The 24,232-nt window shown below is 56.6% G+C and carries 25 protein-coding genes and 1 riboswitch; of the genes, 4 read left to right on the top strand and 21 right to left on the bottom strand.

Annotated features, from left to right (window positions below; genetic code table 11):
• Positions 1 to 24: 24 nt before the first annotated feature.
• Both V2S86_RS13795 and V2S86_RS13790 read right to left on the bottom strand, forming a co-directional pair.
• A complete protein-coding gene (locus V2S86_RS13795) occupies positions 25 to 1,350 on the bottom strand; it encodes an LLM class flavin-dependent oxidoreductase (RefSeq protein ID WP_330762864.1) in 1,326 nt (441 codons plus the stop codon).
• A 197-nt stretch (positions 1,351 to 1,547) separates the two neighbouring features.
• Positions 1,548 to 2,711 carry a M20 peptidase aminoacylase family protein gene (locus V2S86_RS13790; protein WP_330762863.1) on the bottom strand — a complete coding sequence of 388 codons (1,164 nt, stop codon included), beginning with the start codon at positions 2,709 to 2,711 and terminating at the stop codon, positions 1,548 to 1,550.
• 346 nt (positions 2,712 to 3,057) lie between these two features.
• Between V2S86_RS13790 and cspE the strand changes: the two genes are divergently transcribed.
• Entirely contained in the window at positions 3,058 to 3,267 is a 210-nt protein-coding gene (gene cspE / locus V2S86_RS13785) for a transcription antiterminator/RNA stability regulator CspE (protein WP_002210315.1), read from the top strand.
• A 67-nt stretch (positions 3,268 to 3,334) separates the two neighbouring features.
• Here the strand turns inward: cspE and V2S86_RS13780 are convergent, their stop codons facing one another.
• The 3 genes from V2S86_RS13780 to crcB all read right to left on the bottom strand — a co-directional run bounded on the left by V2S86_RS13780 (position 3,335) and on the right by crcB (position 5,806).
• Positions 3,335 to 4,525 (bottom strand): multidrug effflux MFS transporter, encoded by a 1,191-nt coding sequence (locus V2S86_RS13780; RefSeq protein WP_330762862.1) that lies wholly within the window; start codon positions 4,523 to 4,525, stop codon positions 3,335 to 3,337.
• 6 nt (positions 4,526 to 4,531) lie between these two features.
• Positions 4,532 to 5,128, bottom strand: a complete 597-nt coding sequence (locus V2S86_RS13775) for a TetR/AcrR family transcriptional regulator (RefSeq protein ID WP_330762861.1) — start codon at positions 5,126 to 5,128, stop codon at positions 4,532 to 4,534.
• A gap of 294 nt (positions 5,129 to 5,422) precedes the next feature.
• A complete protein-coding gene (gene crcB / locus V2S86_RS13770; RefSeq protein ID WP_330762860.1) occupies positions 5,423 to 5,806 on the bottom strand; it encodes a fluoride efflux transporter CrcB in 384 nt (127 codons plus the stop codon).
• Between the two features lie 77 nt (positions 5,807 to 5,883).
• Positions 5,884 to 5,946, bottom strand: a riboswitch (Fluoride riboswitch).
• Between the two features lie 81 nt (positions 5,947 to 6,027).
• On the opposite strand from crcB, the gene V2S86_RS13765 reads away from it, so the two are divergent.
• The gene (locus V2S86_RS13765; protein ID WP_330762859.1) at positions 6,028 to 6,459 is read left to right on the top strand and encodes a GNAT family N-acetyltransferase; all 432 of its coding nucleotides are present in this window, start codon (positions 6,028 to 6,030) and stop codon (positions 6,457 to 6,459) included.
• Here the strand turns inward: V2S86_RS13765 and V2S86_RS13760 are convergent.
• Entirely contained in the window at positions 6,456 to 7,517 is a 1,062-nt protein-coding gene (locus V2S86_RS13760) for a diguanylate cyclase (protein WP_330762858.1), read from the bottom strand. The genes V2S86_RS13765 and V2S86_RS13760 overlap by 4 nt on opposite strands.
• A gap of 219 nt (positions 7,518 to 7,736) precedes the next feature.
• Between V2S86_RS13760 and tatA the strand changes: the two genes are divergently transcribed.
• Complete coding sequence (gene tatA / locus V2S86_RS13755; RefSeq protein ID WP_330762857.1) at positions 7,737 to 7,946, top strand: Sec-independent protein translocase subunit TatA; 210 nt, start codon at positions 7,737 to 7,739, stop codon at positions 7,944 to 7,946.
• A gap of 94 nt (positions 7,947 to 8,040) precedes the next feature.
• Here tatA and lipA read toward each other — a convergent pair whose 3' ends face one another.
• The 13 genes from lipA to leuS all read right to left on the bottom strand — a co-directional run bounded on the left by lipA (position 8,041) and on the right by leuS (position 21,592).
• Positions 8,041 to 9,006 (bottom strand): lipoyl synthase, encoded by a 966-nt coding sequence (lipA, locus tag V2S86_RS13750; protein ID WP_006319875.1) that lies wholly within the window; start codon positions 9,004 to 9,006, stop codon positions 8,041 to 8,043.
• A complete protein-coding gene (gene lipB, locus V2S86_RS13745; RefSeq protein ID WP_330762856.1) occupies positions 8,999 to 9,667 on the bottom strand; it encodes a lipoyl(octanoyl) transferase LipB in 669 nt (222 codons plus the stop codon). Before lipB ends, lipA begins: the two co-directional genes overlap by 8 nt.
• Positions 9,668 to 9,801: 134 nt before the next feature.
• Entirely contained in the window at positions 9,802 to 10,065 is a 264-nt protein-coding gene (ybeD, locus tag V2S86_RS13740; RefSeq protein WP_004949579.1) for a DUF493 family protein YbeD, read from the bottom strand.
• Positions 10,066 to 10,176: 111 nt separating this feature from the next.
• A complete protein-coding gene (gene dacA / locus V2S86_RS13735; RefSeq protein WP_311993605.1) occupies positions 10,177 to 11,388 on the bottom strand; it encodes a D-alanyl-D-alanine carboxypeptidase DacA in 1,212 nt (403 codons plus the stop codon).
• A gap of 232 nt (positions 11,389 to 11,620) precedes the next feature.
• Positions 11,621 to 12,706, bottom strand: coding sequence for an endolytic peptidoglycan transglycosylase RlpA (gene rlpA / locus V2S86_RS13730; protein ID WP_330762855.1), 1,086 nt, complete (start codon positions 12,704 to 12,706; stop codon positions 11,621 to 11,623).
• A gap of 10 nt (positions 12,707 to 12,716) precedes the next feature.
• Positions 12,717 to 13,829, bottom strand: coding sequence for a peptidoglycan glycosyltransferase MrdB (gene mrdB / locus V2S86_RS13725; protein WP_311993603.1), 1,113 nt, complete (start codon positions 13,827 to 13,829; stop codon positions 12,717 to 12,719).
• A gap of 8 nt (positions 13,830 to 13,837) precedes the next feature.
• Positions 13,838 to 15,733, bottom strand: a complete 1,896-nt coding sequence (gene mrdA, locus V2S86_RS13720; RefSeq protein ID WP_330762854.1) for a peptidoglycan DD-transpeptidase MrdA — start codon at positions 15,731 to 15,733, stop codon at positions 13,838 to 13,840.
• 38 nt (positions 15,734 to 15,771) lie between these two features.
• Positions 15,772 to 16,242: a 23S rRNA (pseudouridine(1915)-N(3))-methyltransferase RlmH gene (gene rlmH, locus V2S86_RS13715; RefSeq protein WP_004949595.1), complete on the bottom strand. Its 471-nt coding sequence runs from the start codon at positions 16,240 to 16,242 to the stop codon at positions 15,772 to 15,774.
• A 3-nt stretch (positions 16,243 to 16,245) separates the two neighbouring features.
• Positions 16,246 to 16,563, bottom strand: coding sequence for a ribosome silencing factor (gene rsfS, locus V2S86_RS13710; RefSeq protein WP_006319883.1), 318 nt, complete (start codon positions 16,561 to 16,563; stop codon positions 16,246 to 16,248).
• 188 nt (positions 16,564 to 16,751) lie between these two features.
• Positions 16,752 to 17,414, bottom strand: a complete 663-nt coding sequence (gene nadD / locus V2S86_RS13705) for a nicotinate-nucleotide adenylyltransferase (protein WP_330762853.1) — start codon at positions 17,412 to 17,414, stop codon at positions 16,752 to 16,754.
• Positions 17,404 to 18,438, bottom strand: a complete 1,035-nt coding sequence (holA, locus tag V2S86_RS13700; protein WP_330762852.1) for a DNA polymerase III subunit delta — start codon at positions 18,436 to 18,438, stop codon at positions 17,404 to 17,406. Before holA ends, nadD begins: the two co-directional genes overlap by 11 nt.
• Complete coding sequence (gene lptE / locus V2S86_RS13695; RefSeq protein ID WP_330762851.1) at positions 18,435 to 18,995, bottom strand: LPS assembly lipoprotein LptE; 561 nt, start codon at positions 18,993 to 18,995, stop codon at positions 18,435 to 18,437. The genes holA and lptE overlap by 4 nt, the downstream gene beginning before the upstream one ends.
• A 14-nt stretch (positions 18,996 to 19,009) precedes the next feature.
• Positions 19,010 to 21,592 carry a leucine--tRNA ligase gene (leuS, locus tag V2S86_RS13690; RefSeq protein WP_330762850.1) on the bottom strand — a complete coding sequence of 861 codons (2,583 nt, stop codon included), beginning with the start codon at positions 21,590 to 21,592 and terminating at the stop codon, positions 19,010 to 19,012.
• 277 nt (positions 21,593 to 21,869) lie between these two features.
• Here leuS and V2S86_RS13685 point away from each other — a divergent pair, with 277 nt between their 5' ends.
• On the top strand, positions 21,870 to 22,352 hold the full coding sequence (locus tag V2S86_RS13685) for a zinc ribbon-containing protein (RefSeq protein WP_004949608.1): 483 nt from the start codon (positions 21,870 to 21,872) through the stop codon (positions 22,350 to 22,352).
• A 50-nt stretch (positions 22,353 to 22,402) separates the two neighbouring features.
• Here the strand turns inward: V2S86_RS13685 and V2S86_RS13680 are convergent, their stop codons facing one another.
• On the bottom strand, positions 22,403 to 23,101 hold the full coding sequence (locus V2S86_RS13680) for an FMN-dependent NADH-azoreductase (RefSeq protein WP_330762849.1): 699 nt from the start codon (positions 23,099 to 23,101) through the stop codon (positions 22,403 to 22,405).
• A gap of 150 nt (positions 23,102 to 23,251) precedes the next feature.
• Entirely contained in the window at positions 23,252 to 24,184 is a 933-nt protein-coding gene (gene rihA, locus V2S86_RS13675) for a pyrimidine-specific ribonucleoside hydrolase RihA (RefSeq protein WP_330762848.1), read from the bottom strand.
• Between the last annotated feature and the right edge of the window lie 48 nt (positions 24,185 to 24,232).

Below are 24,232 nucleotides of genomic sequence, written 5' to 3'. Positions count from 1 at the left end.
GAATATCCCTGAAAAAAGAGTATGTTATTGCGTAAATTGGTTCAGCGGCTGCTTCAGGCCAAGGTGGTCGCGCAGCGTATCGCCGCTGTAATCGCTACGGAACAGGCCACGTTGCTGCAGGATCGGCACTACGCGGTCAATAAAGTGCCCGAAGGAGTTCGGTGTACCGCCACTGATGATGAAACCGTCGGCGGCCTGGGTGTCGAACCAGTTTTGCAGGCCGTCCGCTACCGCCTCCGGCGTGCCGCCGAACACCGGGCGCGGCGAAGCAGCTTCCAGCGCCACTTCGCGCAGTGTCAGGTTGCGCTCGCGGGCATTGCGTTTGATGGCATCGGTGGTGCTGCGGAAGCTGTTTTGCCCCAAATTGCCGATGTCCGGGAAGGGCTCATCCAGCGGATGGCGGGAAAAGTCATAATGCTCGAAATAGCGGCCAAGGTAGTTGAGTGCGTTTTCGATGCTGACCAGGCGCGCGGTTTCCCAATATTGACGTTCCACGTCTTCATTGTCGTCGCCGACGATCACGCTGACGCCCTGGAAAATTCGCAGGTCATCCGGTTCGCGGCCCTGTTCCACCAATTGTTTTTTTACGTCCTGATAAAATGCCTGCGCCAACTCCTGGGTTTCATGGTGGGTGAAAATGGCGTCGGCGTGTTTTGCCGCCAGCTGCTTGCCGTCTTCCGACGCACCGGCCTGGAACAGAATCGGGCGGCCCTGCGGCGTGCGGCCGATATTCAGCGGCCCCTGCACTGAGAAGAACTCCCCCTGATGGTTCAGGGTATGCAGCTTACCGGCGCTGAAAAATTCGCCGCTGTTTTTGTTACGCACAAAGGCGTCGCCTTCCCACGAGTCCCACAGCCCTTTGGTGACATCGAGATATTCGCTGGCGATGCGATAACGCAGGCTGTGCTCCGGGTGTTCGGTGCGCGAGAAATTCTTTGCCGACCCTTCCAGTGGCGACGTCACTACGTTCCAGCCTGCCCGGCCTTTGCTCAGGTGATCCAGGCTGGCGAACTGGCGCGCGACGGTAAAGGGATCGCTGTATGAAGTGGACAGCGTGCCCACCAGCCCGATTTTGTCGGTGGCGGCGGACAGGGCGGCAAGCAAGGTCAGGGGTTCAAAACGGTTGAGGAAATGCGGAATGGATTTCTCATTGATATATAAGCCGTCGGCAACAAACACGAAATCCAATTTACCCTGTTCGGCTTTTTTCGCCGTGGCAATATTAAAATCGAGATTAATGCTGGCGTCGGCGGTGGCGTCCGGATGCCGCCAGGCAGACATATTTCCCGATGCGCCATGCAAAATGGCGCCAAGACGCAATTGCCGTTTGTTTTTCGCACTGTTGCTCATTGCTTTCACCCTGTTAAGTGCCGCTATGGCGCTATCTGTCGAGTTCCCACTATTGATGAGCGTCCTCAGGATGTAAAACAACAAAACAGCATATTCAAATGTTGAAATAGCAAATATCGTGACGGGTATGAATAAAGGGGAAATAATAATTCGCAGCGCAGAACAGGCTGCGCCGCGAAATAATAATGAGGTGAGTTTTACGCTTTGCTGGTGATTTTTTTCGGCGCGGTGGCTAATTGTTGCAGCGTGCGCTCAGCGAGCAGTTCGAAATATTGCGAGGCCGGGAAGATCGCCTGTTCATCCGGGTTAAAGCGCGGATGGTGCAAGCCGAACTCACTGGCTGAACCGATACTGACAAAAGCGCCCGGCACGTGGTGCAGATAAAGCGCGAAATCCTCGCCGCCCATCTGCAGGTCCGCTTCCTCCACCCGATAGCCGGCTTCGGCGGCGACGGTTTTGCTGAAGGCGGCCCAGCGGGCGTCATTGATCACTGCCGGTGGGCCTGGCTGCCAGCGAAGTTCCGCTTGGGCACCAAGCGATGCGGCCACGCCGTTAATGACCTGGCGGATTTTGTCCGGGACCTGAAGACGGACTTTCTCGTTGTGGGTGCGCACCGTTCCTTCCAGTTCTACGGTCTGCGGCAGTACGTTCCAGGTGTTGCCCCCTTCGATGCGCGTTACGCTCACCACCAGCGACTCCAGCGAGCTAAAACTGCGGCTGGGCAGGGTTTGCAGTGCGTTGACAATTTGGCTGGCGGTGACAATGGTGTCTACGCCTTGCTCCGGTTTGGCGGCGTGTGCGCCTTTACCGGTGATCAGGATCTGGAAGCGGTCGACGTTGGCGTAAAACGCACCGGCGCGGGTGGCGAAGGTGCCGGTCGGCAGCTCTGGGGCATTATGCAGGCCGAATACTGCGGCCACGTTATCCAGAGCGCCGGCGTCGATCAAATGTTGGGCTCCGTTGAAGGTTTCCTCCGCCGGTTGGAAGAAAATACGCACTGTGCCGGGTAAAGTCGCCTCGCGCGCTTTCAGCAAATGCGCTGCACCGAGCATCACCGAGGTATGAAAATCATGCCCGCAGGCGTGCATGACGCCGCTATTTTGCGAACTGAAGGGAACGCCGGAAATTTCTTCTATCGGCAGGGCGTCAATATCGCCGCGCAGCGCAATGATCGGGCCCTTGCCGCTGCCGATTTCGGCGACCACGCCGGTCTTCAGCCCCAGCGGCAAAATACGGATACCGGCCTCCCCCAGCCAGCGGGTGAGGCGCGCGGTAGTGGCAAACTCGTGGTTGGACAGCTCAGGGTTCTGATGCAGTTCACGGCGGTAGGCGACGATCTTCTCGGCCAGTTGGCTGGTCATAGTCTTGGCTCACAGTGGTTAATAAGCTCTAACCCTAGTGCAGGGCGGCCGGAAGCAAAAAGACTATCTGGTTATATTTCATAGCGATTATGTCTGCATCATGGCGGTAATACGCGCTAACCGGGGCTGAAACAGGCGTTCGACCGTTGTTCGACGTGGATTAAAGAGGAATGAGCTGTCAAGAGCGACAACGGCGAGCGGTGCAACAGATTTACAGCGGACGATACCGATTTTTTCACTTTTTATCGGTTTTCTGTGATCCAGGTTGTGGACAAAATCCGGTCTAATTGCTGTACTGTATTGGACACAGGTTTAGTGTCTTACATTCACGTTAAAGGTAAGTTTGATGTCTAAGATTAAAGGTAGCGTTAAGTGGTTTAATGAATCCAAAGGCTTCGGCTTCATTACTCCGGAAGATGGTAGCAAGGACGTTTTCGTTCACTTCTCTGCCATCGCTAGCAATGGTTTCAAAACTCTTGCTGAAGGCCAGCGTGTAGAATTTGAGATCACGAACGGTGCCAAAGGGCCATCTGCTGCTAACGTTATCGCTATCTAAGCTACAGTAGCCGAAATTCTTAAAACCCGCTCCCTGAGCGGGTTTTTTATTGCCTTTTTGCGGTAGCTTACGCCTGCGGTTTGCGCACCAGCAGAGTGAACAGCAGGATGGCGATGGCATAACAGCCGACAATGGTCAGCGCCATCGACACGCTGGAAGTGCCACCCAGCCCGGTGATGGGCACGCTGCACGCGCCGAGCGCGAACATGCATACGCCGATCAGCGCCGAGGCACTGCCCGCTTTGTCGCCCTGGCTTTGCATCGCCAATGATGACGCCGTTGGGCCGACAATGCCGATCACCGCCACCGAGAAGAACAACGGGACCATCAACAGCGCCAGCGGCGCGTGCAGGCTGCCTGCCAACAGCAACAGCAGTGAGGCGACGGCCGCTAATGTCAAGCCGCCTTTCAGCACTCGCCTTTCCCCCCAACGCGCGCTCAGACGGCTGGCAAGCTGTGCAGAAATAATCAAACCTACGCCGTTAACGGCAAAGCACAGGCTGAACATCTGCGGGCTGAGGCCATAAATCTGCTGCAATACGAAGGGAGATGCGCCGATGTAGGCGAACATCCCGGCCATGACGAACCCTTGCGTCAGGCACAGGCCCATAAACTGGCGTTGGGTCAGTAACCCGCCCAGCGACATCAGCATCGCCAAAATGCCGCCCTGGCTGCGGCGCTCCACGGGTAAGGATTCGTGCAACTTCAGGCTTGAAAGGGTAAACAGCAGCACGGCAATAGCCGCCAGTACACCGAAGATCCCGCGCCAGTCCATTAACTGCAACATGGCACCGCCCAGCACCGGCGCAATAATCGGCGCCAGGCCGTTAACCAACATCAGCAGTGCGAAGAAGCGCGTCAGCTCGTGCCCGGCATAGAGATCGCGCGCGATGGCGCGGGATATCACCGCACCGCCGGCACCGGCCAGCCCTTGCAACAGACGGGCAATCAGCAACTGGTCGATATTCGGTGCCAGCGCACACCACAGCGAGGCGGCCAACAGCAGTACCAACGACAGCAGCAGCGGCCGCATGCGGCCGAGTTTGTCGCTGAAGGGGCCAAAAATCAGTTGGCCCACGCCCAGCCCGAGCAGGCCGGCGGTCAGGCTGAGCTGAGCCGTGGCGGTGGACGTGTTCAGCTCGCCGGCCATTTCCGGCAGGGCGGGCAGGTAGAGATCGGTGCACAGCGGCCCCAGTGCGGCCAATAGGCCAAGCACCACCGCGTACACCAGTCGTTGTCTGGATAATTGTCTGGTCATAGGGAATCAGGGTTTCCTGAACAGGTGAGAGATAGCTTGTTGATATAAGCCGCTCAGCAAGCTGATATCGGCTTTTTGCGTGGTAAGGATGCGATAACCTGTGCCTTCGCTTAATACGGCGATAAATTCCACCCGTGCGGCGATTTCCTGCGCGGTGAAATGCGGATACATCCGCTGCAGATTCTGGCAGACATGACGAAACAGCCGCGTTTCCGCATCGCTGAGCATTTTCGCGACCACCGGGTTACGCGTGGCTTCGGCGGTGACCTCCAGCATCAACATATGATCAGTTTCGTTTTCACCCGGTTGCTGGAACTGGGCGCGGGCCGCCAGAGTGCCGGCGATCAGGTTAATGTGATCGCCCAGATCCTCCAGACGGCGCATTTTACTGGCGATGATGCGATTGACGATTTCTTCGATGATCGCATCTTTATTGGCAAAGTAGCGGTAGATTTGACCGACGCTGAGCTGCGAACTCTGGGCGATTTCCGCCATGCTGGCGGCGTGAAAACCATGCTGACGAAAACAACGTTTCGCCGCCTCGACAATTTGATCGCGGCGGGCCTGCGCTTTGGCTTGCCTGCTGTCGCTGGTGGATATCATTTCCCGATCCTTTACCAAGAGAGGGGTTCGCGTTTTGGGTGCGAACGTTCATTCTCAATTGTAATGCAAGAACGGCAGAAGAGGAACTCTAAAGGGGGGATTCTGTGGAGGCGAAGCGTCAGGCGAACAGATAAACCTTGATAAACGCGGCGACAATCAGCAGGCACAGCAGGGTAGCGGTCACTTCAGCGGCGGTTTTGGGCAGGCTAAACATCAGAGTTCTCATCCAGTTGGGGATCCTGGATGAGATTATGCTGATGGCAGATTAAGGAAACATTAAGAGAACTAAATTAGCTATTGCCCGTTAATCCAGACGACCAGCATAAACGCCAGCAGGGTCATTGCCAGTGAGCCGGCCAGATTGAGCAACATATTGGCCAGCGCCCAGGCGAAGCGGCCATCTTGCAGCAAATACACGACCTCCAGCGAAAAGGTGGAGAAGGTGGTTAAACCGCCGCAGAAACCGGTGGTAATCAGCAATTTCCAGGTGGGATCCAGGTGCGTCATGCGGGTAAATATCGCGATAGCCAACCCGATGACAAAGCCCCCCACCAGATTCACCGCCAGTGTGCCCAGGGGGATATGCGCGTTAAGCGGGTTCATCTTCATGCTGATAACCCAACGCAGCACGCTGCCGACACCACCGCCAATAAAGACTGCCAGTAAAGAACTCAACATGGTTGAAATACCTTTCACTAAAAGGGAAAACCAAGGCTCAGAAAGGGGCTGGCGCAACGCTACGCACCCCTTTGAGAGGTTACGTAGACATCATCAGCCTGTGAAGGCGGTTATGGAGGAATGTCATCTCCGTTGTTCGGCGCCGCTTTTTGCCGCGCAGACTGGATCTTACACCTGGCGCTGCCTATTTTGTAGTATCTGTGACGACGGAAACAACCGAAATGAAAGTGAGAACGGCGGTACAGGCTGATAAAGAAGCCATTGTGGCGTTAATGGCGGCGCTGGATTACGCCGGAACCGAGGAATTTATTGACGCGCGTCTGGCGCAACTATTGGCACACCCCGATGAAGCGTTGCTGGTCGCGACCGACGATGACGAGAGTGAGGTGCTGGGGATTTTGTCGCTGCATTTCTTGCCGCAGTTGGCGTTGGCCGGGGATATTTGCCGTATCAGCTATTTTTGCGTTGATAGCCACGCGCGCGGTTTGGGTGTCGGCCAGTCCTTGCTGGCTGAAGGCGAGGCATTGGCCCGCCGGCGCGGCTGCGATCGCCTTGAAGTGCATTGCCACAGCCGCCGTGAACGGGCGCATGCCTTCTATCAGCGGGAGGGCTTTTTTGAAGCCCCTAAATACTTTGCCAAGCTGTTAAGTTAGTTGCCGGGCACCGCCAGTTCCAGACGGTTGCGACCATTGTTTTTTGCCCGGTACAGCGCATTGTCGGCGGCTTTCAGCCAGTCCAGATAGCCGCCCATTTCACCGTGGTAATCGGCTATACCGGCGCTGATGTTCAGCCGCAACTGCGGCGCTTCACGAAAAATAATATCATTCAGCCGTTCCTGGATGCGCTGTAGCGCAATGCTGGCCTGTTCGGCGCTGGTGTTCGGCAGCACGGCACCAAACTCGTCACCGCCGTAGCGCCCAACGATATCCACGGTGCGCAGGCCAATTAACAGCTCTTCTGCCAGCACCGCCAGCGCCTCGTCACCCAGCGCATGGCCGAAGGTGTCATTGATGGTTTTAAAACGATCGATATCTATCAGGATCAGGGTCGCGGTGTGTTGGTAGCGGCGGCAACTGTCGAATTGGTGATGCAGCAAATGCTCCCAATGGCGGCGATTGTACAGCCCGGTCAGGCCGTCGCGCATGCTGATGCGCAGCAGCTCTTGTTTTTTCTGCGCCAACCGCTTGGCGGTGCGGTACGTGACTAACCCCAGCAGCGCCGGGTAGAGATAAATCATCGGCAGGCACAGATAGATCTGCATCGGCGTGCTCTGCGGCTGGAAGGGAAAGCCCAACAGGGCGCTGACCATCAGGGCTCCGGCCAACTGGGCCGCCAACCCTTTAAAGAACAGTGTCTTGCCGGCGGCGGCAATGTTGTTCATGCCCATCATCGACAGAATGACCACCGACGGCAATGCATTGAAGGCCATCATGGCAGCCCACAGACCGCCAAAAAACGAATCGATCAGCAGATTGCGGGTTTCCGCCTTGAAGGGCATGGCTGAGCGGCACGCCCATTGGTAGGCGACATGCGGCCAAATAAAACCGTGAAAAATCAATAGCCCCCATACCCAGGGGCTTGGCTGTTGCGAAGAGATCACCGAGAACACACAGAGAAAACCGATCCCCAGGCCGACGATGCGTGGCAGATAGGTACGTCTGGCGAAGCTGAGGCCGGATCGTCTGGTATCGATAACTGATGGTGCATACATCCTGCGGCTCCCTGATAGGTGTCACGACAGCGTACCATGCAGTGCGATAACTCAGAATAGTCTGATTAATGCTCAACGCATTTAAAAGAGGTATCGGCGCAGGGATCTCACTCTGTTACATGTTGCAGTTGTCTTGGTTGAGCGAAAGTAGGTAAATAACCGCAGGCAAGGTTTGTTTTTTCGCTGCCTCTGCAGCGCTATGTGAATAAGAAGGTGAGTATGGAAGGTATCAGTATTACCAAACTTCTGGTGATTGCGGTGTTGATCATCTTGCTGTTCGGTACCAGCAAACTGCGCACTCTGGGGGCCGATCTGGGCGCTGCGCTGAAGGGCTTTAAAAAGGCCGTGGGCGACGACACCACGCCACCGCCGGCAAACGCGGCAGAAAGCCAATCCAATCCGCAAAGCGTCGAAAAGAAAGACCAGTAATTACGTTTTCTGCGGAGCAATAAAAAACGGATGCCGCAAGGACATCCGTTTTTGGCGTTTCCGCCAGACGAAGCGTAACAAATTATTACCGCGTTTACTTCACTTCCATCCCTTTCGCCTGCAAATCGGCATGGTAGGAAGAACGGACAAACGGGCCGCAGGCCGCATGGGTAAAGCCCATCGCCATCGCTTCTTCTTTCATTTCATCGAATTCGGCCGGGCTGACATAGCGCTGTACCGGCAGGTGATGACGGCTTGGCTGCAGGTATTGGCCCAGGGTCAACATGGTGACGCCGTGGCGGCGCAGGTCGCGCATCACTTCAACGATTTCCGCATTGGTTTCCCCCAGGCCGACCATCAGACCGGATTTGGTTGGGATATGCGGATGCGCTTCTTTAAAGCGCTCGAGCAGTTTTAGCGACCATTCGTAGTTGGCGCCCGGACGAACCTGGCGGTAGACGCGCGGCACGTTTTCCAGGTTGTGGTTGAACACGTCCGGCGGCGTTTCGGTCAGAATTTCCAGCGCGCGATCCATACGACCGCGGAAATCGGGCACCAGCGTTTCGATTTTGATGGTCGGGTTTTTGGCGCGGATCGCGGCGATACAGTCGGCAAAGTGCTGAGCACCGCCGTCGCGCAGATCGTCACGGTCAACCGAGGTGATCACCACGTAGCGCAGCGCCATATCGGCGATGGTCTGGGCCAGTTTTTCCGGCTCGTTGGCATCCGGGGCGACCGGGCGGCCGTGGGCCACGTCGCAGAACGGGCAGCGGCGGGTACAGATGGCGCCCAGGATCATAAAGGTGGCGGTGCCGTGGTTAAAACATTCAGACAGGTTCGGACAGGAAGCTTCTTCGCACACCGAATGCAGACCGTTTTTACGCATGGCGGCTTTAATGCCCTGAATGCGCGTAGAGTCGGCAGGCAGTTTGATCTTCATCCACTCGGGTTTACGTAACAGCTCCTGCCGTTCGGTGACCACCGTTTTAACCGGGATCAACGCCATTTTGTCTGCATCGCGGTATTTAACGCCGCGTTCCATCTGAATTGGTTTACTCATAATCGTGCAGGTTCCAGTTACGAAGCTCGACCTTCGGGTAGCCGAGTAAATGAACAAATTCCTGTACCAGGATTGGGTGTACGTCTTCTATGCCTACGCCAGGTGCCAGCGCGCTGACCTGCGCCATTTGCATGCCGGCGTAACCGCAAGGGTTGATGCGTTGGAAAGGGCTGAGATCCATGGCCACATTCAGTGCCAGGCCGTGGAATGAACTGCCTTTGCGGATCCGCAAACCCAACGAACAGATTTTTTGTTCCCCCACGTAAACACCGGGCGCATCCGGGCGGGCGCGCGATTCGATATGAAAATGGGAGAGGGTATTAATAACGGTATCTTCGATAGCCGTGACCAGCTGGCGAACGCCAACCTTGTTGCGTTTCAGATCGACCATCACGTACATCACTTGCTGCCCCGGGCCGTGGTAGGTCACCTGGCCGCCGCGATCGCTCTGGATCACCGGAATATCCCCCGGCATTAACAAATGCTCCGCTTTACCGGCCTGGCCCTGAGTAAACACGGGCTGATGCTGAACCAACCACAGCTCATCGGGCGTGGCGTCGGTTCTGCGATCGGTGAAGTTGTGCATGGCTTGGGATACAGGCTCGTAGGGCTGCAACCCCAGCTGACGCAAAATGATCTTGTCTGGTTGCAAAAGAGTCATCGTCAGGTTACAGAAGTGGTAATGCCATTATACCGGGCGCTCTGGCCGGCGACCAGCATTTAGCTGACCAAAAATGCGCAACCCGGGCAGACGATCCTCTGGCCCGGGTTGGTAAGCAGGGTTTTATGCTGTAATTACAGCACCATGCGGACAATTTCAATGTTGCCCAATTCATCATATAACGTCTCCACCTGGTCGATATGGGTGGCGTTGATGGTGATGGAAACGGAGTGGTAATTGCCTTTGCTGCTCGGTTTAACTTCCGGGTTGTAATCCCCGGGCGCATGGCGCTGTACCACTTCCACCACCTGGTCTACCAGCTCTGGTTGTGCCAGGCCCATTACCTTGTAGGTAAACGAGCAAGGGAATTCGAGCAGTTCGTTCAGTTTAGTTTTCATGTGCGCTCCAGAGTGCTGCTATCAACATAGCGAATCTATAAATTATAACTCCCGCCGGAGCGGGAGTTAATGTTAATCAGTATATGGGGGCAATTTTGCCCGTTTCAACTGTTAACCGAACCAGTGGTGGAACATCAGTTTGATATAATCCACGATGCGGCTGAAGAAACCGCCTTCTTTCACTTCGTTCATCACCACCAGCGGACGCTGATCGATGGTTTTGCCATCCAACTGGAAGTTGATGCTGCCGACAACCTGGTTTTTCGCCAGTGGCGCATGAATTTCCGGTGTGTTCAGCACGTAGCTGGCTTTGAGATCTTTCATCCGGCCGCGTGGAATGGTCAGGTAGACGTCTTTGTCCACGCCCAGCTCAACGCGATCTGCATCGCCGAACCAGACAGGTTCAGACGCAAACTCTTTGCCCACTTTCAGCGGCGCAACGGTTTCGAAGAAGCGGAAGCCCCAGGTCAGCAGTTTTTTGCTTTCGGTTTCACGGCCTTTATAAGTCCGGCCGCCCAATACCGCAGAAATCAGGCGCATCTGGCCTTCAGTGGCGGAAGCCACCAGGTTGTAACCCGCCGAATCGGTATGGCCGGTTTTGATGCCGTCCACATTCAGGCTGGTATCCCACAGCAGACCGTTACGGTTCATCTGACGGATATTGTTGAAGGTGAACTCTTTTTCTTTATAAATCGCGTATTCGTCCGGCACGTCGCGGATCAGCGCCTGGCCGATCAACGCCATATCGCGCGCCGAGCTGTACTGACCTTGTGCGTCGAGGCCGTGTACCGTCTGGAAGTGGGTGTTCTGCAGGCCCAGCTTGCTGACGTAAGTGTTCATCAGGTTAACGAACGCGTCCTGGCTGCCGGCTACGTAATCGGCCATCGCCACACAGGCGTCGTTACCGGATTGCAGGTTAATGCCGCGGGTCAGTTTGGAAACCGGCACGCGATCGCCCGGCTTCAGGAACATCAGCGAGGAACCTTTGAATACCGGGTTGCCGGTTGCCCAGGCATCTTGCCCCACGGTAACCATGTCTTCCTGGCCGATTTTGCCTGCTTTCAGCGCCTGGCCGATGACATAGCTGGTCATCATCTTCGTCAGGCTGGCCGGATCGCGGCGTGCGTCGGCGTTCATTTCCGCCAAAACTTTACCGGAGTTGTAGTCAATCAGGACGTAGGCTTCCGCATCGATCTGCGGGACCCCTGGGATCATGGTCTTGATATTAACGTCATCGGCTTGCGCAACGGAAACTGCGCTCATCGCGATAACGGAGCCGAGCGCTATGCTCTTGATTAAGCGAAAAGAAGTTACTTGTTTCATGATCGAGAGGACAACATCCATGAGGGTAAAGTTAAAAACGAGCCACACTATAACAGATGAGATCCCGGCAGGCATTATCCATTCATCTGACTCATAGCGCTTTACGGACATTTTGCTGAAAGAAAATGTTTCAGCTAGAGAAACGCTTATCAGTCGCGATCGCTCGCCGGGGCTTCATGCTTTTGACCTTTCACGTTGCAGCGCGGTTGGCTGCAACGTGAAATTGATCGGTTTAGGGTGCGGCAGTGACAAAAGATTGTTGTTGCGCTTCCGCAGCCAGGCGCTGTTGCAGCTGAGCAGCCTGCTGGCGATCGCTGAACGGGCCTAATTGCACGCGGTAAACGCCGCCGCTGGCGGCAACTTTGCCAGGCACGCCAAATTGCTGGCTCAGGCTCTGTTGCCAGGTTTGCGCACGTTCGGCGCTGCTGAGAGCGCCAACCTGCACGACATAACTCCCGGCGGAAGACGCTCCTGCAGCAACGGCTGCGGTGGCGGCAACGGGGGCTGCAATGGCTGCGGCGCTGACGGCCGGTTCAGGCTCTGAACCTTCCAACACGCCGGCAGGAACCTGGCTCGGCGCGCCGAGGAAACCGGTGCGCGCGTTGCCGGCAGCGGCGGCCGGGGCGTTGTCATCGGCGTTCAGGCTGCTGTTATCGATTGGACGCACTGCGGCGCCGCTGGCGACAGGGGTTTCCTGTTGCACTGGCGTCCCCATGCTGCTCGAACCGAGATCCGGGCGAGACGGCAGGGCGTAGCTTTGTTTGGCGACGGTCGTACCTATGGTGCCGGGGCCGCTCAGCGTCCCATCCGGTGCCACGTTGATGAAATCAACTTTAACCTTGGTGTTGTTGGACAGGTTCAGGCGGTCGGCAACGGCTGTTGACAGATCGATAATGCGGCCGTTGGTGTAAGGCCCGCGATCGTTAACGCGCACCACCAGTTGGCGGCCGTTGGCGAGGTTAGTGACACGCACATAACTTGGGATCGGCAGCGTGGGGTGCGCGGCGGTGAGGCCGTTAGGATCGAACTGCTCACCCAGCGCGGTGGTGTTGCCCCGGGCTTCTTCGCCATAGGAGCTGGCCAGGCCAGTCTGCGAGAAGTTCTGCGGATCTTTCACGATGCGGTAAGTGTCGCCATTAACCTTATAATCCTGCAGGGTGCCAGGGTTATAGGGTTCATATTGAGGCTCAACGCCGCCGATTTCCACCACCGGCCCGTTATAGGGTTGCTGCGGCGGTGCCTGCTGTTCCGTGGTCGGGGAGGTACAGGCGGAAAGCAACACAGCCACTACGCCGACCCAAAGCCATTCCTTACGCATTACTCACCTCTTATAAACTTTTAGACAGCATTTTCCGATGCGTGTGGATCGACATGATGATGCCGAACCCAGCCATAAGTACGATCAGCGCCGAACCCCCGTAACTGACCAGAGGCAAAGGTACGCCAACTACCGGTAAAATACCACTGACCATACCAATGTTAACAAACACATAAACGAACAGAATCAGCATCAGGCCGCCGACCATGACGCGGCCGAAGGTCGTTTGCGCTTTGGCGGCGATCATCAGCCCGCGGATAATCACCAGCAGATACAGCGCCAGCAGCACCAGCACCCCAATCAGCCCCAGCTCCTCGGCCAATACCGCGAAGATGAAGTCGGTATGGCGCTCCGGCAAAAACTCCAGCTGCGACTGGGTGCCGTGCAGCCAGCCCTTGCCGGACAGGCCGCCGGAACCTATGGCGATTTTCGACTGAATAATGTGGTAGCCGGCACCGAGCGGATCGCTTTCCGGATCGAGCAGCATCATCACGCGGTCGCGTTGATAGCCGTGCATCAGGAAGAACCACAACACCGGAATAAAGGCCGCCAGCATCACGGCGGCAACGGCGATCAGTTTCCAGCTCATCCCGGAAAGGAACAGCACGAACAGGCCGGAGGCGGCGATCAAAATCGACGTCCCCAGGTCCGGCTGCGCGGCAACCAGCAGGGTCGGCAGGAAGATCAGCACCAGCGCAATGCCGGTATTCTTCAGTGAAGGCGGGCAGACGTCGCGGTTCATAAAGCGCGCGACCATCAGCGGGACGGCGATTTTAGCGATTTCTGACGGCTGGAAGCGCACAAAACCGAGATCCAGCCAGCGCTGAGCGCCTTTGCTGATCTGCCCGAACGCGTCGACCATAATCAGCAGAATTACGCAGAAGATGTACAGATAGGGTGCCCAGCTTTCATAGACCCGCGGCGGGATCTGAGCCATTACGCCCATCACGATCAGGCCCATGACGATCTGGCCGATTTTGCGTTCCATCATGCCGATATCCTGGCCGCTGGCGCTCCACATCACGAATGCGCTGTAGACCAGCAGGGCCAGAATGAATAGCAGGAAAGTGGGGTCGATATGGATCTTGGTCCAGATCGAGCCTTTTTGTTGGCTTTCAGTCATGTTCTACCTTAATCACCTTCTACACCAGGCGGCAGTGGGGCCTCGGCTGGTAATTGCGTATTGTTGTCGCCCAGCAGGATATGGTCGAGGATCTGACGGGTAATCGTCCCGACCGCCGGACCGGCGCCGCCGTTTTCCAAAATGATGGCGACCGACACCGTTGGATTATTGTACGGCGCAAAGGCGGTCATCAACTTATGGTCACGCAGGTGTTCTGCCAGTTTGTGGGCGTTGTAGGTTTCGTAGCCGAATACCTGTGCGGTACCCGATTTTGCCGCGGCTTTGTAGGGGGCGTCTGCGAAGTACTTGCGCGCCGTCCCGTTAGGGCGGTTGGCGACACCATACATGCCGTCTTTGGCAATTTCCCAGAAGCCGGAATGAATATCACCGATCTGCGTGCTCTCTTCCTGACGGAAAGGCACCAACGCGCCGTTGACGCGGGTGCTCTGCAGCAGATGCGGCGTTTTGACGTTACCGTCGTTAATCAGGGTGTTCAGCGCCTTGGACATCTGGATCGGCGTTGCGGTCCAGTAGCCCTGGCCGATGCCCACCGGGATGGTATCGCCCTGGTACCAGGGTTTTTTATAGCGTTTGAATTTCCAGTCGCGAGTCGGCATCAGGCCGGAACGTTCTTCGGAAAGATCGATGCCGGTGTACTGGCCGTAGCCGAACTTGGTCAACCAGCTCGACAAGCGATCGATGCCCATATCGTACGCCACTTGATAGAAGAAGGTATCCGCCGATTCTTCCAGCGCTTTGGTGACGTTCAGGCGGCCATGGCCCCATTTTTTCCAGTCGCGAAAGCGTTTTTCCGAACCGGGCAACTGCCACCAACCGGGATCGAACACGATGGTGTTTTTGGTGATCACCCCGGCGCTGAGCGCCGAGACGGAAATATAGGGTTTTACCGTTGACGCAGGCGGGTAAACCCCCTGCGTAGCGCGGTTGATCAGTGGCCGGTTAGGATCGTTCAGCAGCCCCTGATACTCTTTGCTCGAGATGCCGTCCACGAACAGGTTCGGGTCGTAGCTGGGGTTGGAGACCATGGCCAGAATGCCGCCGGTGCGCGGGTCGCTCACCACCACCGCCGCTCGGCTGCCCACCAGCAATTGCTCGATATAGCGTTGCAGATTGAGATCCAGCGTCAGGTAAACGTCCTGACCGGCGGAAGGCGGCTGCTCGTGCAACTGACGGATTACCCGGCCGCGGTTGTTGACCTCGACCTCTTCGTAGCCCGTTTTGCCGTGCAGGGTGTCTTCGTAATAGCGTTCGATACCCAGTTTGCCGATATCGTGGGTGGCGGCGTAGTTGGCCAGTTTGCCGTCTTTGTCCAGCCGTTCGACGTCGCGATCGTTGATCTTCGAGACGTAACCGGTGACGTGGGTGAGGGCGGAGCCATAAGGATAATAGCGGCGCTGGTAGCCTTTCACTTCCACGCCGGGGAAGCGGAACTGATTGACCGCAAAGCGGGCGACCTGGACTTCGTTCAGCGCGGTTTTCACCGGGATGGAAACGAAACGGCGCGAACGCTTGCGCTCTTTCTCGAAGTTGGTGATGTCGTCATCGGTCAGATCGACCACCGGACGCAGCGCCTGCAACGTCGCTTTCAGGTCGTCGATCTTTTCCGGCATCAGTTCCAACTGATAGATGGTGCGATTGAGCGCCAGCGGAGTGCCGTTACGATCGTAGATAATGCCGCGGCTGGGGGCGATGGGCACCAGCTTGATGCGGTTTTCGTTAGAGCGGGTGCGGTAATCCTCAACGCGGACAATTTGCAGATTATACAGATTGGCGATCAGGGTGCCGCTCAGCACCAGAATGACCAAAAACGCCACCAGGGCGCGGCGTACAAACAGGGCAGATTCAGCCGTATAGTCGCGAAAAGGGTTACGTTCTATTTTCATCCCGCTGCTTTATTTCACTCTGTCACTGTCACCACCGGTTATTCCCGGTGGTAAGGATGATTTGTTGTAATACTCCAGGCGCGGTAGAGGCTTTCAGCCACCAGGACGCGCACTAAAGGATGCGGTAATGTCAATGGCGAGAGCGACCAGCTTTGTTCGGCAGCGGCTTTGCAGGCCGGTGCCAGCCCTTCCGGGCCGCCAATCAGCAGGCTGACGTTGCGGCCATCCTGCTTCCAGCGTTCGAGCTGTTGCGCCAACTGCGGGGTTTCCCACGGCGTACCGGGGATATCCAGCGTGACAATGCGGTTGCCTTTGCCCACCGCAGCCAGCATCTGCTCGCCTTCCTTTTCCAGAATGCGTTTGATGTCGGCATTCTTGCCGCGCTTGCCTGCCGGGATTTCGGTCAGCTCAAACGGCATGTCTTTCGGAAAACGATGCAGATAATCCATAAAACCGGTCTGCACCCAGTCTGGCATCTTGGTGCCGACCGCTACCAGTTGCAGTTTCACCGATTAGCCCCAGAGTTTTTCCAGCTCATACAGCTGGCGGCTTTCTTCCTGCATGATATGTACGATCACATCGCCCAAATCGACGACTACCCAGTCGGAGGCTTCCTGACCTTTCATGCCGTACAGTTCCATACCTGCCGAACGGGCTTCCTGCACTACGTGGTTGGCGATAGACATCACGTGGCGGGTCGAGGTCCCGGTGCAGATGATCATGCAATCGGTGATGCTGGATTTGCCCTGTACATCCAGAGCGATAATATCTTGGCCTTTCAGGTCATCAATCTTATCGATGACGAAATCTTGGAGCGCTTTACCTTGCAAAGGTTCCCCCTCGGGTGTGTTCTGTTTGTTCGACTGCGGCAGGCAAATGCCCGCATGCGGCCTGAATCAATGATAATGTCGGCAGGATGCCGCTGAAAGCCAGCTGGTTATTGCCCGGCCAGCTAAGGTTTCCGGGGTTTTCAGCGAATACCTGAAAAATAGCGGCGCAGTATATCACGCGACTTCGGCTAGCGATATAAACCCTGTAACTCGATATAGCGCTGTACCGAGCGCGGCAACAGGTCGTCACAGCTGATGCCCTGATGGCGGCGCTGGCGGATTTCCGTGGCGGAAATTTCCAACAACGGCGTGTCGGCCAGATAAATATGCCCCTGCGGCCGTTGGCTGAGCAGCGCGGCGTCGGTGACCCGATGGCGCTCCAGCCACTGTTGCAGTTCCGGCGTATCCATTTGGTCATTGTAGCCGGGGCGAGCCAGCACCAACAGATGGCAGATATCCAGCAACGCCTGCCAGCGGTGCCATTTATGCAGCGTCAGCAGCGAATCCTGACCAATAATAAACGCCAACGGCAACGTGGGGCCCCGTTCTTTACGCACGTTTTCCAGCGTCTCGATGGTATAGGAAGGCGCAGTGCGGTGCAGTTCTCGGTCGTCAACGGCGAACAGTGGGTTATTGGCGATCGCCAGCTCAACCATCTTCAGCCGTTGTTGGGCATTGGCTTCAGGCTGCGGACGGTGGGGGGGGACGTGATTTGGCAGCAGCGTGACCTGGTTCAGGCCGACTTCTGCGGCCAGCGCTTCCACCGGCCGCAAATGGCCGTAATGGATAGGATCAAAGGTGCCGCCGAACAGGGCATGCAGGATTGTCGCGTTTTGTGGATTAGTGGGCATCTGAAAAACTCGTGGCCAGGGGTTTGCCGCACAGCAGCATCGACAGGGTTTCCAGCTCCGGCCACACCGACTGACCGTAATCCTGCTTAAGGGTGATTTCAATTTGCGCCAGCAGATGGACCGCTTGCTGCAATTGAGCGCCGGACAGCCGCTGCAGCGCCTGAGTCACCAGGTTGCGACGGTTTTGCCAGACCTTGTATTGATCGAACAGCGTACGCAGAGGCACGGAGGCCATGCGTCGTTGCAGGTTCAGCAGTTGCAGCAGCTCGCGTTGCAGGGTGCGCAACAGGATCACCGGCTCGACATCTTCCTGCTGCATTTGTTGCAGGATATGCCAGGCACGTTTGCTTTTGCCTGCCAGCAGGGCGTCCAGCCAGTGGAATGGCGTAAAGTGGGCGGCGTCATTGACCGCAAGTTCAACGCGCGGCAGCGTGAGTTTACCGTCCGGATGCAACAGAGACAGCCTTTCCAGCGCCTGTGATAACGCCAGCAGGTTGCCTTCGTAGCAGTAACACAGCAACTGATTGGCCGCATCGTCCAGCTCGAGCTTCATGCTTTTGGCTCGCTGCATCACCCAGCGCGGCAACTGCGCCTGTTCAGGCGTCTGGCAACTGACGTAAGCGCCATTTGGGCTAAGCGCTTTGAACCAGGCGCTGTTTTCCTGCGCTTTGGTCAGGCGAGGGCCGCGCAGCATCAGCAAGATGTCGTCATGCAGCAGAGCCGCCAGCTTGATCAGTTGTTCACCGAGGGGGGCCATCGGGCCGTTTTCCGGGAAGATCAGCAGCAGCGTCTGACGGCTGGCGAACAGGCTCATGGCCTGACAAATGCTGAAAATGGCGTCCCAGTCGGTATGAGCGTCGAGAGAAATGCTGTAGTGCTCGGTGAACTGCTGCTGTTGCGCGGCTTGCCGGATCAGATCCTGGCTTTCCTGCAGCAGTAACGGTTCATTGCCACTCAGTAAATAACAAGCGCGCAGCCCCTCTCGGAGCTGCGCGGCAAGTTGTTCAGGATAAATACGGATCATTGCGCTGAGAGACTTTCCGCTTTTTCACCCGCCGCGGCAGCTTTTTGCTGAGCTTGTTCTTCTGCCGCATGCACGGTCAGCAGTTGGCGCACCAGTTGCTGAGCGGCCTGCTCGCGCATTTCCTGGCGAATAATGTCCTGTTCGGAATCTTTTGCCAGCGCGGTCAGCGGGTTGTCGAAGAACGAACGGAAGACTTTCACGTTCAGCGGATACAGATCATGACCCGGGATCAACACCTGAGCCTGAACGGTCAGCGCCATCTGATACTCAGCGGTTTTGCCGTCCTGGAAGATCGAGGCGGTGTCCTGGCTTTCGCTGGAACCGAGGATACGCAGGGAAGGAATATCCTTGCGTTTCGGATCTTTGACGATTGTCACGTCATTCAGGCGCAATTGCTCACGCACTGCACGGGTCAGCGGACCATAAGGATCCCCACTGTCCAGTATCAGCGTTTTCATTTCCGAGGGGACCTGCGTGGTGCCACGCAGGTGAAAACCGCAGCCGGCGGTGACCAGCACCGCCAACCCCAGCAACAGCGTCAGAATACGATGTCGCACAACTCCTCCTTGTGTTAACCCACAACCAGGTTAAGCAATTTGCCCGGAACATAGATCACTTTACGAACCGTAACCCCGTCCAGATATTTAGCGACCAGATGTTCCTCAGCGGCACGCGCACGTACCTGCTCTTCGGTTGCATCTGCTGCCACAGTGATTTTAGCGCGAACTTTGCCGTTTACCTGTACTACGACCAGCTTGGAGTCTTCGACCATCGCTTGTTCGTCAGCCTGCGGCCAGGCTGCGGTATCTACATCCCCTTCGCCGCCCAACGCCTGCCACAGTGAGAAACAAACGTGCGGGGTAAACGGATATAGCATACGAACGACGGACAACAACGCTTCCTGCAGCAGAGCGCGATCCTGCTCGCTTTCCTGCGGAGCGCGGGCCAGCTTGTTCATCAGCTCCATCACGGCCGCAATGGCGGTGTTGAAGGTCTGACGGCGGCCAATATCATCGGTCACTTTGGCGATGGTCTTATGCAGATCACGGCGCAGCGCTTTTTGATCTTCGTTCAGCGTCGCGACGTTCAGCGGCTGGACAGCGCCTTTCTCAAGGTGTTCGTAGGCCAGTTTCCAAACGCGTTTCAGGAAGCGGTTTGCCCCTTCCACACCGGATTCCTGCCATTCCAGCGTCATTTCTGCCGGCGAAGCGAACATCATGAACAGACGCACGGTATCCGCGCCGTATTTCTCAACCATCACCTGCGGGTCGATGCCGTTGTTTTTCGACTTCGACATTTTGCTCATGCCAGCATAGACCAGTTCACGGCCTTGTGGATCGGTGGCTTTAACAATGCGGCCTTTGTCGTCGCGTTCAACGGTGGCGTCGACCGGGGAAACCCAGACGCGCTCGCCGCTGTTACCGGTGTAATAGAAGGCATCCGCCAGCACCATACCCTGACACAGCAGGCGTTTTGCCGGCTCGTCGGAATCAACCAGGCCTGCGTCACGCAGCAATTTGTGGAAGAAACGGAAATACATCAGGTGCATGATGGCGTGTTCGATACCGCCGACATACTGATCGACCGGCAGCCAGTAGTTGGCGGCAGCCGGGTCCAGCATGCCTTTGTCGTACTGCGGGCAGGTGTAGCGCGCGTAGTACCAGGAGGACTCCATAAAGGTGTCAAAGGTGTCGGTTTCACGCAGCGCCGGCTGGCCGTTAACGGTGGTTTTCGCCCACTCGGGATCGGCTTTGATTGGGCTGGTAATGCCGTCCATCACTACGTCTTCCGGCAGGATCACCGGCAGTTGGTCTTCCGGTGTCGGCATCACGGTGCCGTCTTCCAGCGTCACCATCGGGATTGGAGCGCCCCAGTAACGTTGACGGGACACGCCCCAGTCGCGCAGGCGGTAGTTGACCTTGCGTTGGCCCACGCCCATGGCGACCAGTTTGTCGGCAATGGCGTTGAAACCGGCTTCGTGATCCAGGCCATCGAACTCGCCGGAGTTGAACAGCGTGCCTTTTTCGGTCATCGCTTCGGCGTGCACGTCCGGCTGGCTGCCGTCGAGCGCCAGCACCACCGGTTTGATCGGCAGGCCATATTTGGTGGCGAACTCCCAGTCGCGCTGATCGTGAGCCGGAACCGCCATCACTGCACCGGTGCCGTATTCCATCAAGACGAAGTTGGCAACCCAAACCGGCACTTTCTCGCCGGACAGTGGATGAATGGCGAACAGGCCGGTCGGCATGCCTTTCTTCTCCATCGTCGCCATGTCGGCTTCGGCCACTTTGGTATTGCGGCACTCTTCGATAAATTCAGCCAGCGCCGGGTTATTCACCGCACCCTGTTGCGCCAGCGGGTGGCCCGCCGCGACGGCTACATAGGTGGCGCCCATGAAGGTATCCGGGCGGGTGGTGTATACGGTCAGCTTCTCGTCGCTGCCCGCCACGTCAAAGGTGATGTCCACCCCTTCGGAGCGGCCAATCCAGTTGCGCTGCATGGTTTTCACCTGTTCTGGCCAGCTTTCCAGCGTATCCAGATCGTTGAGCAACTGATCGGCGTAGTCGGTGATTTTGATAAACCACTGCGGGATCTCTTTACGCTCGACCTTGGTGTCGCAGCGCCAGCAGCAGCCGTCGATAACCTGTTCGTTGGCCAATACGGTCAGATCGTGTGGGCACCAGTTGACCGCAGAGGTTTTCTTGTAGACCAGGCCTTTTTCGTACAGCTTGGTGAAGAACCACTGTTCCCAACGGTAGTAATCCGGATCGCAGGTGGCGATCTCGCGATCCCAGTCATAGCCGAAGCCCAGCAGTTTCAACTGGTTCTTCATGTATTCGATGTTATCGTAGGTCCACGGAGCCGGTGCGGTGTTGTTTTTAACCGCAGCGCCTTCCGCCGGCAGGCCGAACGCATCCCAGCCGATTGGCTGCAGCACGTTTTTGCCCAGCATGCGCTGATAGCGCGAGATCACGTCGCCGATAGTGTAGTTACGAACGTGTCCCATGTGCAGACGGCCTGATGGGTAGGGCAGCATGGAGAGGCAGTAGTACTTTTCCTTGCTCGCGTCTTCGGTAACCTTGAAAGTTTGCTTCTCTTGCCAGTGAAGCTGTACGTTCGATTCTATGTCTTCTGGACGGTATTGCTCTTGCATGGCGGCCGGTGGTCCTGTAGGTGTAAAACCGTTACCTCAGTCAGAGATAAGGCTATGAAGATTTAGTATTCGTAGATCCGCATAGCATAGCTGATAAGACCTCCCGGCAACAACACCAAGCGCCCGACTCAGCGTATTTAAAAAATCCCCGCCATGATATGACTCACATCTTGAGGATCCCGTGCCTTGCCAAGTGACATCAGCAATTTACGACTAAAATGATAAGAGATAGTTTTGGGAGATAAGCCCTGTCACGTGAGTTCATCGAGGAGAAAATATGAACAAGGTTGCTCAGTATTACCGCGAATTGGTGGCATCTCTGACCGAACGCCTGAAAAATGGAGAGCGTGATATTGACGAATTGGTCGCCGGTGCAGAAAAACGGCTGAACGAAGCGGGCGAATTGACGCGCGGCGAGGTGGAGCAGGTGATCCAGGCGGTACGGCGCGATCTGGAAGAGTTTGCCCGCAGTTACCAGGAAAGTAAGGGCGAGTTTACCGACAGCGTCTTTATGCGGGTCATCAAGGAGAGCCTGTGGCAGGAACTGGCGGATATTACGGATAAAACCCAGTTGGAATGGCGGGAAGTGTTTAAAGACGTCAGCCATCACGGCGTCTACCACAGCGGTGAGGTGGTCGGGCTGGGTAATCTGGTGTGTGAACAGTGCCATCATCATTTGGCGTTTTACACGCCGGAAGTGCTGCCGCTTTGCCCTAAGTGCGGCCATGACCAGTTCCAGCGTCGGCCTTTCGAACCTTGAGTTTGCCCCCTCATTCTTCTTGTCCGGCAAGTCAGGATGAGGGGCGGCGATCAACCGAAGAGCTTTTTCATCAGATTACTCAGAAAACCGCCGTTCGCCGGGGCCTGTACCGCCGCAGGCTGGGCCACCGGGGCTAACTGTATCTTGGCCGGCACTTTTTGCAGCACGGCCAGGCGGCCGTCTTGCGCGGCTTTTTCAGCGGTATCCGGTCCATAGGCAAAACCTTCCGCCAGCACGAATTCTACGTCGGTGATGCCGATAAACCCGAGGAACAGCTTCAGATAAGGGGTGATCAGGTCGGTTGGCGTATCGGCGTGGATACCGCCGCGGCTGGAGATCACAATCGCTTTTTTACCCGTAACCAGGCCTTCCGCACCTTCTGAGGTGTAACGGAAGGTTTGGCCGGCGCGGGCCACCAGATCGAAATAGATCTTCAGTTGAGTGGGAATAGTGAAGTTGTACATCGGGGCACCGATGATAAGGGTATCGTGCGATTTCAATTCAGCAATCAGCTCATCGGAAAGCGCCAGCGTTTCTTTTTGGTGCGGCGTCAAAGGGTTATCGCCGGCGTTAAAACCGCCAATCACTTCGCCATCCAGTTCGGGCAGAGTTGGGTTGGCCAGATCACGAACGGTGAAGGTGTCATCCGGATGCGCTTCGCGCCACTGTTCAACAAAAAAATCGACTAATTTTCCAGACTGGGAATAATCGCCCAGAATACTTGATTTCAGGACCAGTATGCGACTCATTAGGCTATCTCCGGGCTTACTCTAAGGGATAAGTGATGCTGCGTATGTACAGCATCTTAGAGGCAAGCTGCAGCCGGTGATAGCGTAAAAATTCGCTGAGTTAAATCAAAAAAATTGAATGTACCAGGGCGCAATCAGCGCCCCGGTAGATCAGTAGCGTGCCACGCGTTCAATCAGCAGCTCGATAAATCCTTCGCGATCAATATCGGTCAGCACCTGAACGTTGGCCGGTTTGCCGCTCTGCTGGAATTCATCCACCACCGTCATGCCGAGGGTATATTCCCCTTTGGTTTCCACACCGACCCAGCGTTCGATGCCGGTAAACAGCCGCGGTGCCAGCAGCCAGGCAATGGTGCAGGGATCGTGCATCGCGGCACCCGGCAACCCGCGCGGGTGGCGGAGGTACAGCGGCAAATAGAAATCGAGCATCTCTGCGACCGCTTGCGCCACCGGATTGTCAATCTGGCGGATACGTTCGATGTCCTTTGGCAGCACCAGTGCCTGATGGGTAACGTTCAACCCGGCCATGGTCAGCGGCACGCCGGACTTCAGCACTATTTCTGCGGCTTCGGGATCGACAAAGATATTGAATTCCGCCACCGGCGTGGCGTTGCCGGCATTCATGCCACCGCCCATAAATACAATGCGCTCGATGTTGCCTTTCAGCTCGGCATGCTGGGCCAGTAACAGAGCGATATTGGTCATCGGGCCGGTGACCACCAGGGTGATCGGCTGCGGGCTGGTGCGCAGTAGCCCGGCTATCAGTTCCACGGCGGTTTGCGTGACCGGTTTTATCGTTGGCGCTGGCAGATGGGTATTGCCCATACCGGTTTTGCCGTGAACATGATCGGCAATCACCAGCGCGCGCATCAGCGGCGCTGCGGCACCGGCAGCGACGGGAATATCTTCGCGTTTCATCAGCGTCAGCAGGCCAAGCGCGTTATGCAGGGTTTTCTCCGGCGTCTGGTTGCCGGCGGAGGTGGTGATGGCCTTGACGTCCAGTTCCGGCGAGCGCAGCGCCATGGCAAGGGCAATGGCGTCGTCCAGGCCCGGGTCGCAATCGATAATGATAGGGCGGGGCATGTTTATCTCCTTTGTTGTTATTCAACGAGCATCGGATCAAAACCGGAG

Origin of the sequence: Serratia sp. C2(1), from assembly GCF_036352655.1 — a bacterium.
Lineage (GTDB): Bacteria > Pseudomonadota > Gammaproteobacteria > Enterobacterales > Enterobacteriaceae > Serratia > Serratia inhibens.
Note: the sequence above shows the minus strand (reverse complement) of the source record. Positions and strands in the feature narration are given on the sequence as shown.

Bases quoted from the DNA above. Each gene is read 5' to 3' on its own strand.
- V2S86_RS13680 (WP_330762849.1), bottom strand. From the start codon at position 23,101: ATGAGTCGCATACTGGTCCTGAAATCAAGTATTCTGGGCGATTATTCC.
- leuS (WP_330762850.1), bottom strand. From the start codon at position 21,592: ATGCAAGAGCAATACCGTCCAGAAGACATAGAATCGAACGTACAGCTT.
- lipB (WP_330762856.1), bottom strand. From the start codon at position 9,667: ATGACTCTTTTGCAACCAGACAAGATCATTTTGCGTCAGCTGGGGTTG.
- V2S86_RS13780 (WP_330762862.1), bottom strand. From the start codon at position 4,525: ATGACCAGACAATTATCCAGACAACGACTGGTGTACGCGGTGGTGCTT.
- mrdB (WP_311993603.1), bottom strand. From the start codon at position 13,829: ATGACTGAAAGCCAACAAAAAGGCTCGATCTGGACCAAGATCCATATC.
- ybeD (WP_004949579.1), bottom strand. From the start codon at position 10,065: ATGAAAACTAAACTGAACGAACTGCTCGAATTCCCTTGCTCGTTTACC.
- mrdA (WP_330762854.1), bottom strand. From the start codon at position 15,733: ATGAAAATAGAACGTAACCCTTTTCGCGACTATACGGCTGAATCTGCC.
- dacA (WP_311993605.1), bottom strand. From the start codon at position 11,388: ATGAAACAAGTAACTTCTTTTCGCTTAATCAAGAGCATAGCGCTCGGC.
- V2S86_RS13790 (WP_330762863.1), bottom strand. From the start codon at position 2,711: ATGACCAGCCAACTGGCCGAGAAGATCGTCGCCTACCGCCGTGAACTG.
- crcB (WP_330762860.1), bottom strand. From the start codon at position 5,806: ATGTTGAGTTCTTTACTGGCAGTCTTTATTGGCGGTGGTGTCGGCAGC.
- V2S86_RS13760 (WP_330762858.1), bottom strand. From the start codon at position 7,517: ATGTATGCACCATCAGTTATCGATACCAGACGATCCGGCCTCAGCTTC.
- lipA (WP_006319875.1), bottom strand. From the start codon at position 9,006: ATGAGTAAACCAATTCAGATGGAACGCGGCGTTAAATACCGCGATGCA.
- V2S86_RS13765 (WP_330762859.1), top strand. From the start codon at position 6,028: ATGAAAGTGAGAACGGCGGTACAGGCTGATAAAGAAGCCATTGTGGCG.
- V2S86_RS13775 (WP_330762861.1), bottom strand. From the start codon at position 5,128: ATGATATCCACCAGCGACAGCAGGCAAGCCAAAGCGCAGGCCCGCCGC.
- nadD (WP_330762853.1), bottom strand. From the start codon at position 17,414: ATGCCCACTAATCCACAAAACGCGACAATCCTGCATGCCCTGTTCGGC.
- holA (WP_330762852.1), bottom strand. From the start codon at position 18,438: ATGATCCGTATTTATCCTGAACAACTTGCCGCGCAGCTCCGAGAGGGG.
- rihA (WP_330762848.1), bottom strand. From the start codon at position 24,184: ATGCCCCGCCCTATCATTATCGATTGCGACCCGGGCCTGGACGACGCC.
- cspE (WP_002210315.1), top strand. From the start codon at position 3,058: ATGTCTAAGATTAAAGGTAGCGTTAAGTGGTTTAATGAATCCAAAGGC.
- tatA (WP_330762857.1), top strand. From the start codon at position 7,737: ATGGAAGGTATCAGTATTACCAAACTTCTGGTGATTGCGGTGTTGATC.
- V2S86_RS13685 (WP_004949608.1), top strand. From the start codon at position 21,870: ATGAACAAGGTTGCTCAGTATTACCGCGAATTGGTGGCATCTCTGACC.
- rlpA (WP_330762855.1), bottom strand. From the start codon at position 12,706: ATGCGTAAGGAATGGCTTTGGGTCGGCGTAGTGGCTGTGTTGCTTTCC.
- V2S86_RS13795 (WP_330762864.1), bottom strand. From the start codon at position 1,350: ATGAGCAACAGTGCGAAAAACAAACGGCAATTGCGTCTTGGCGCCATT.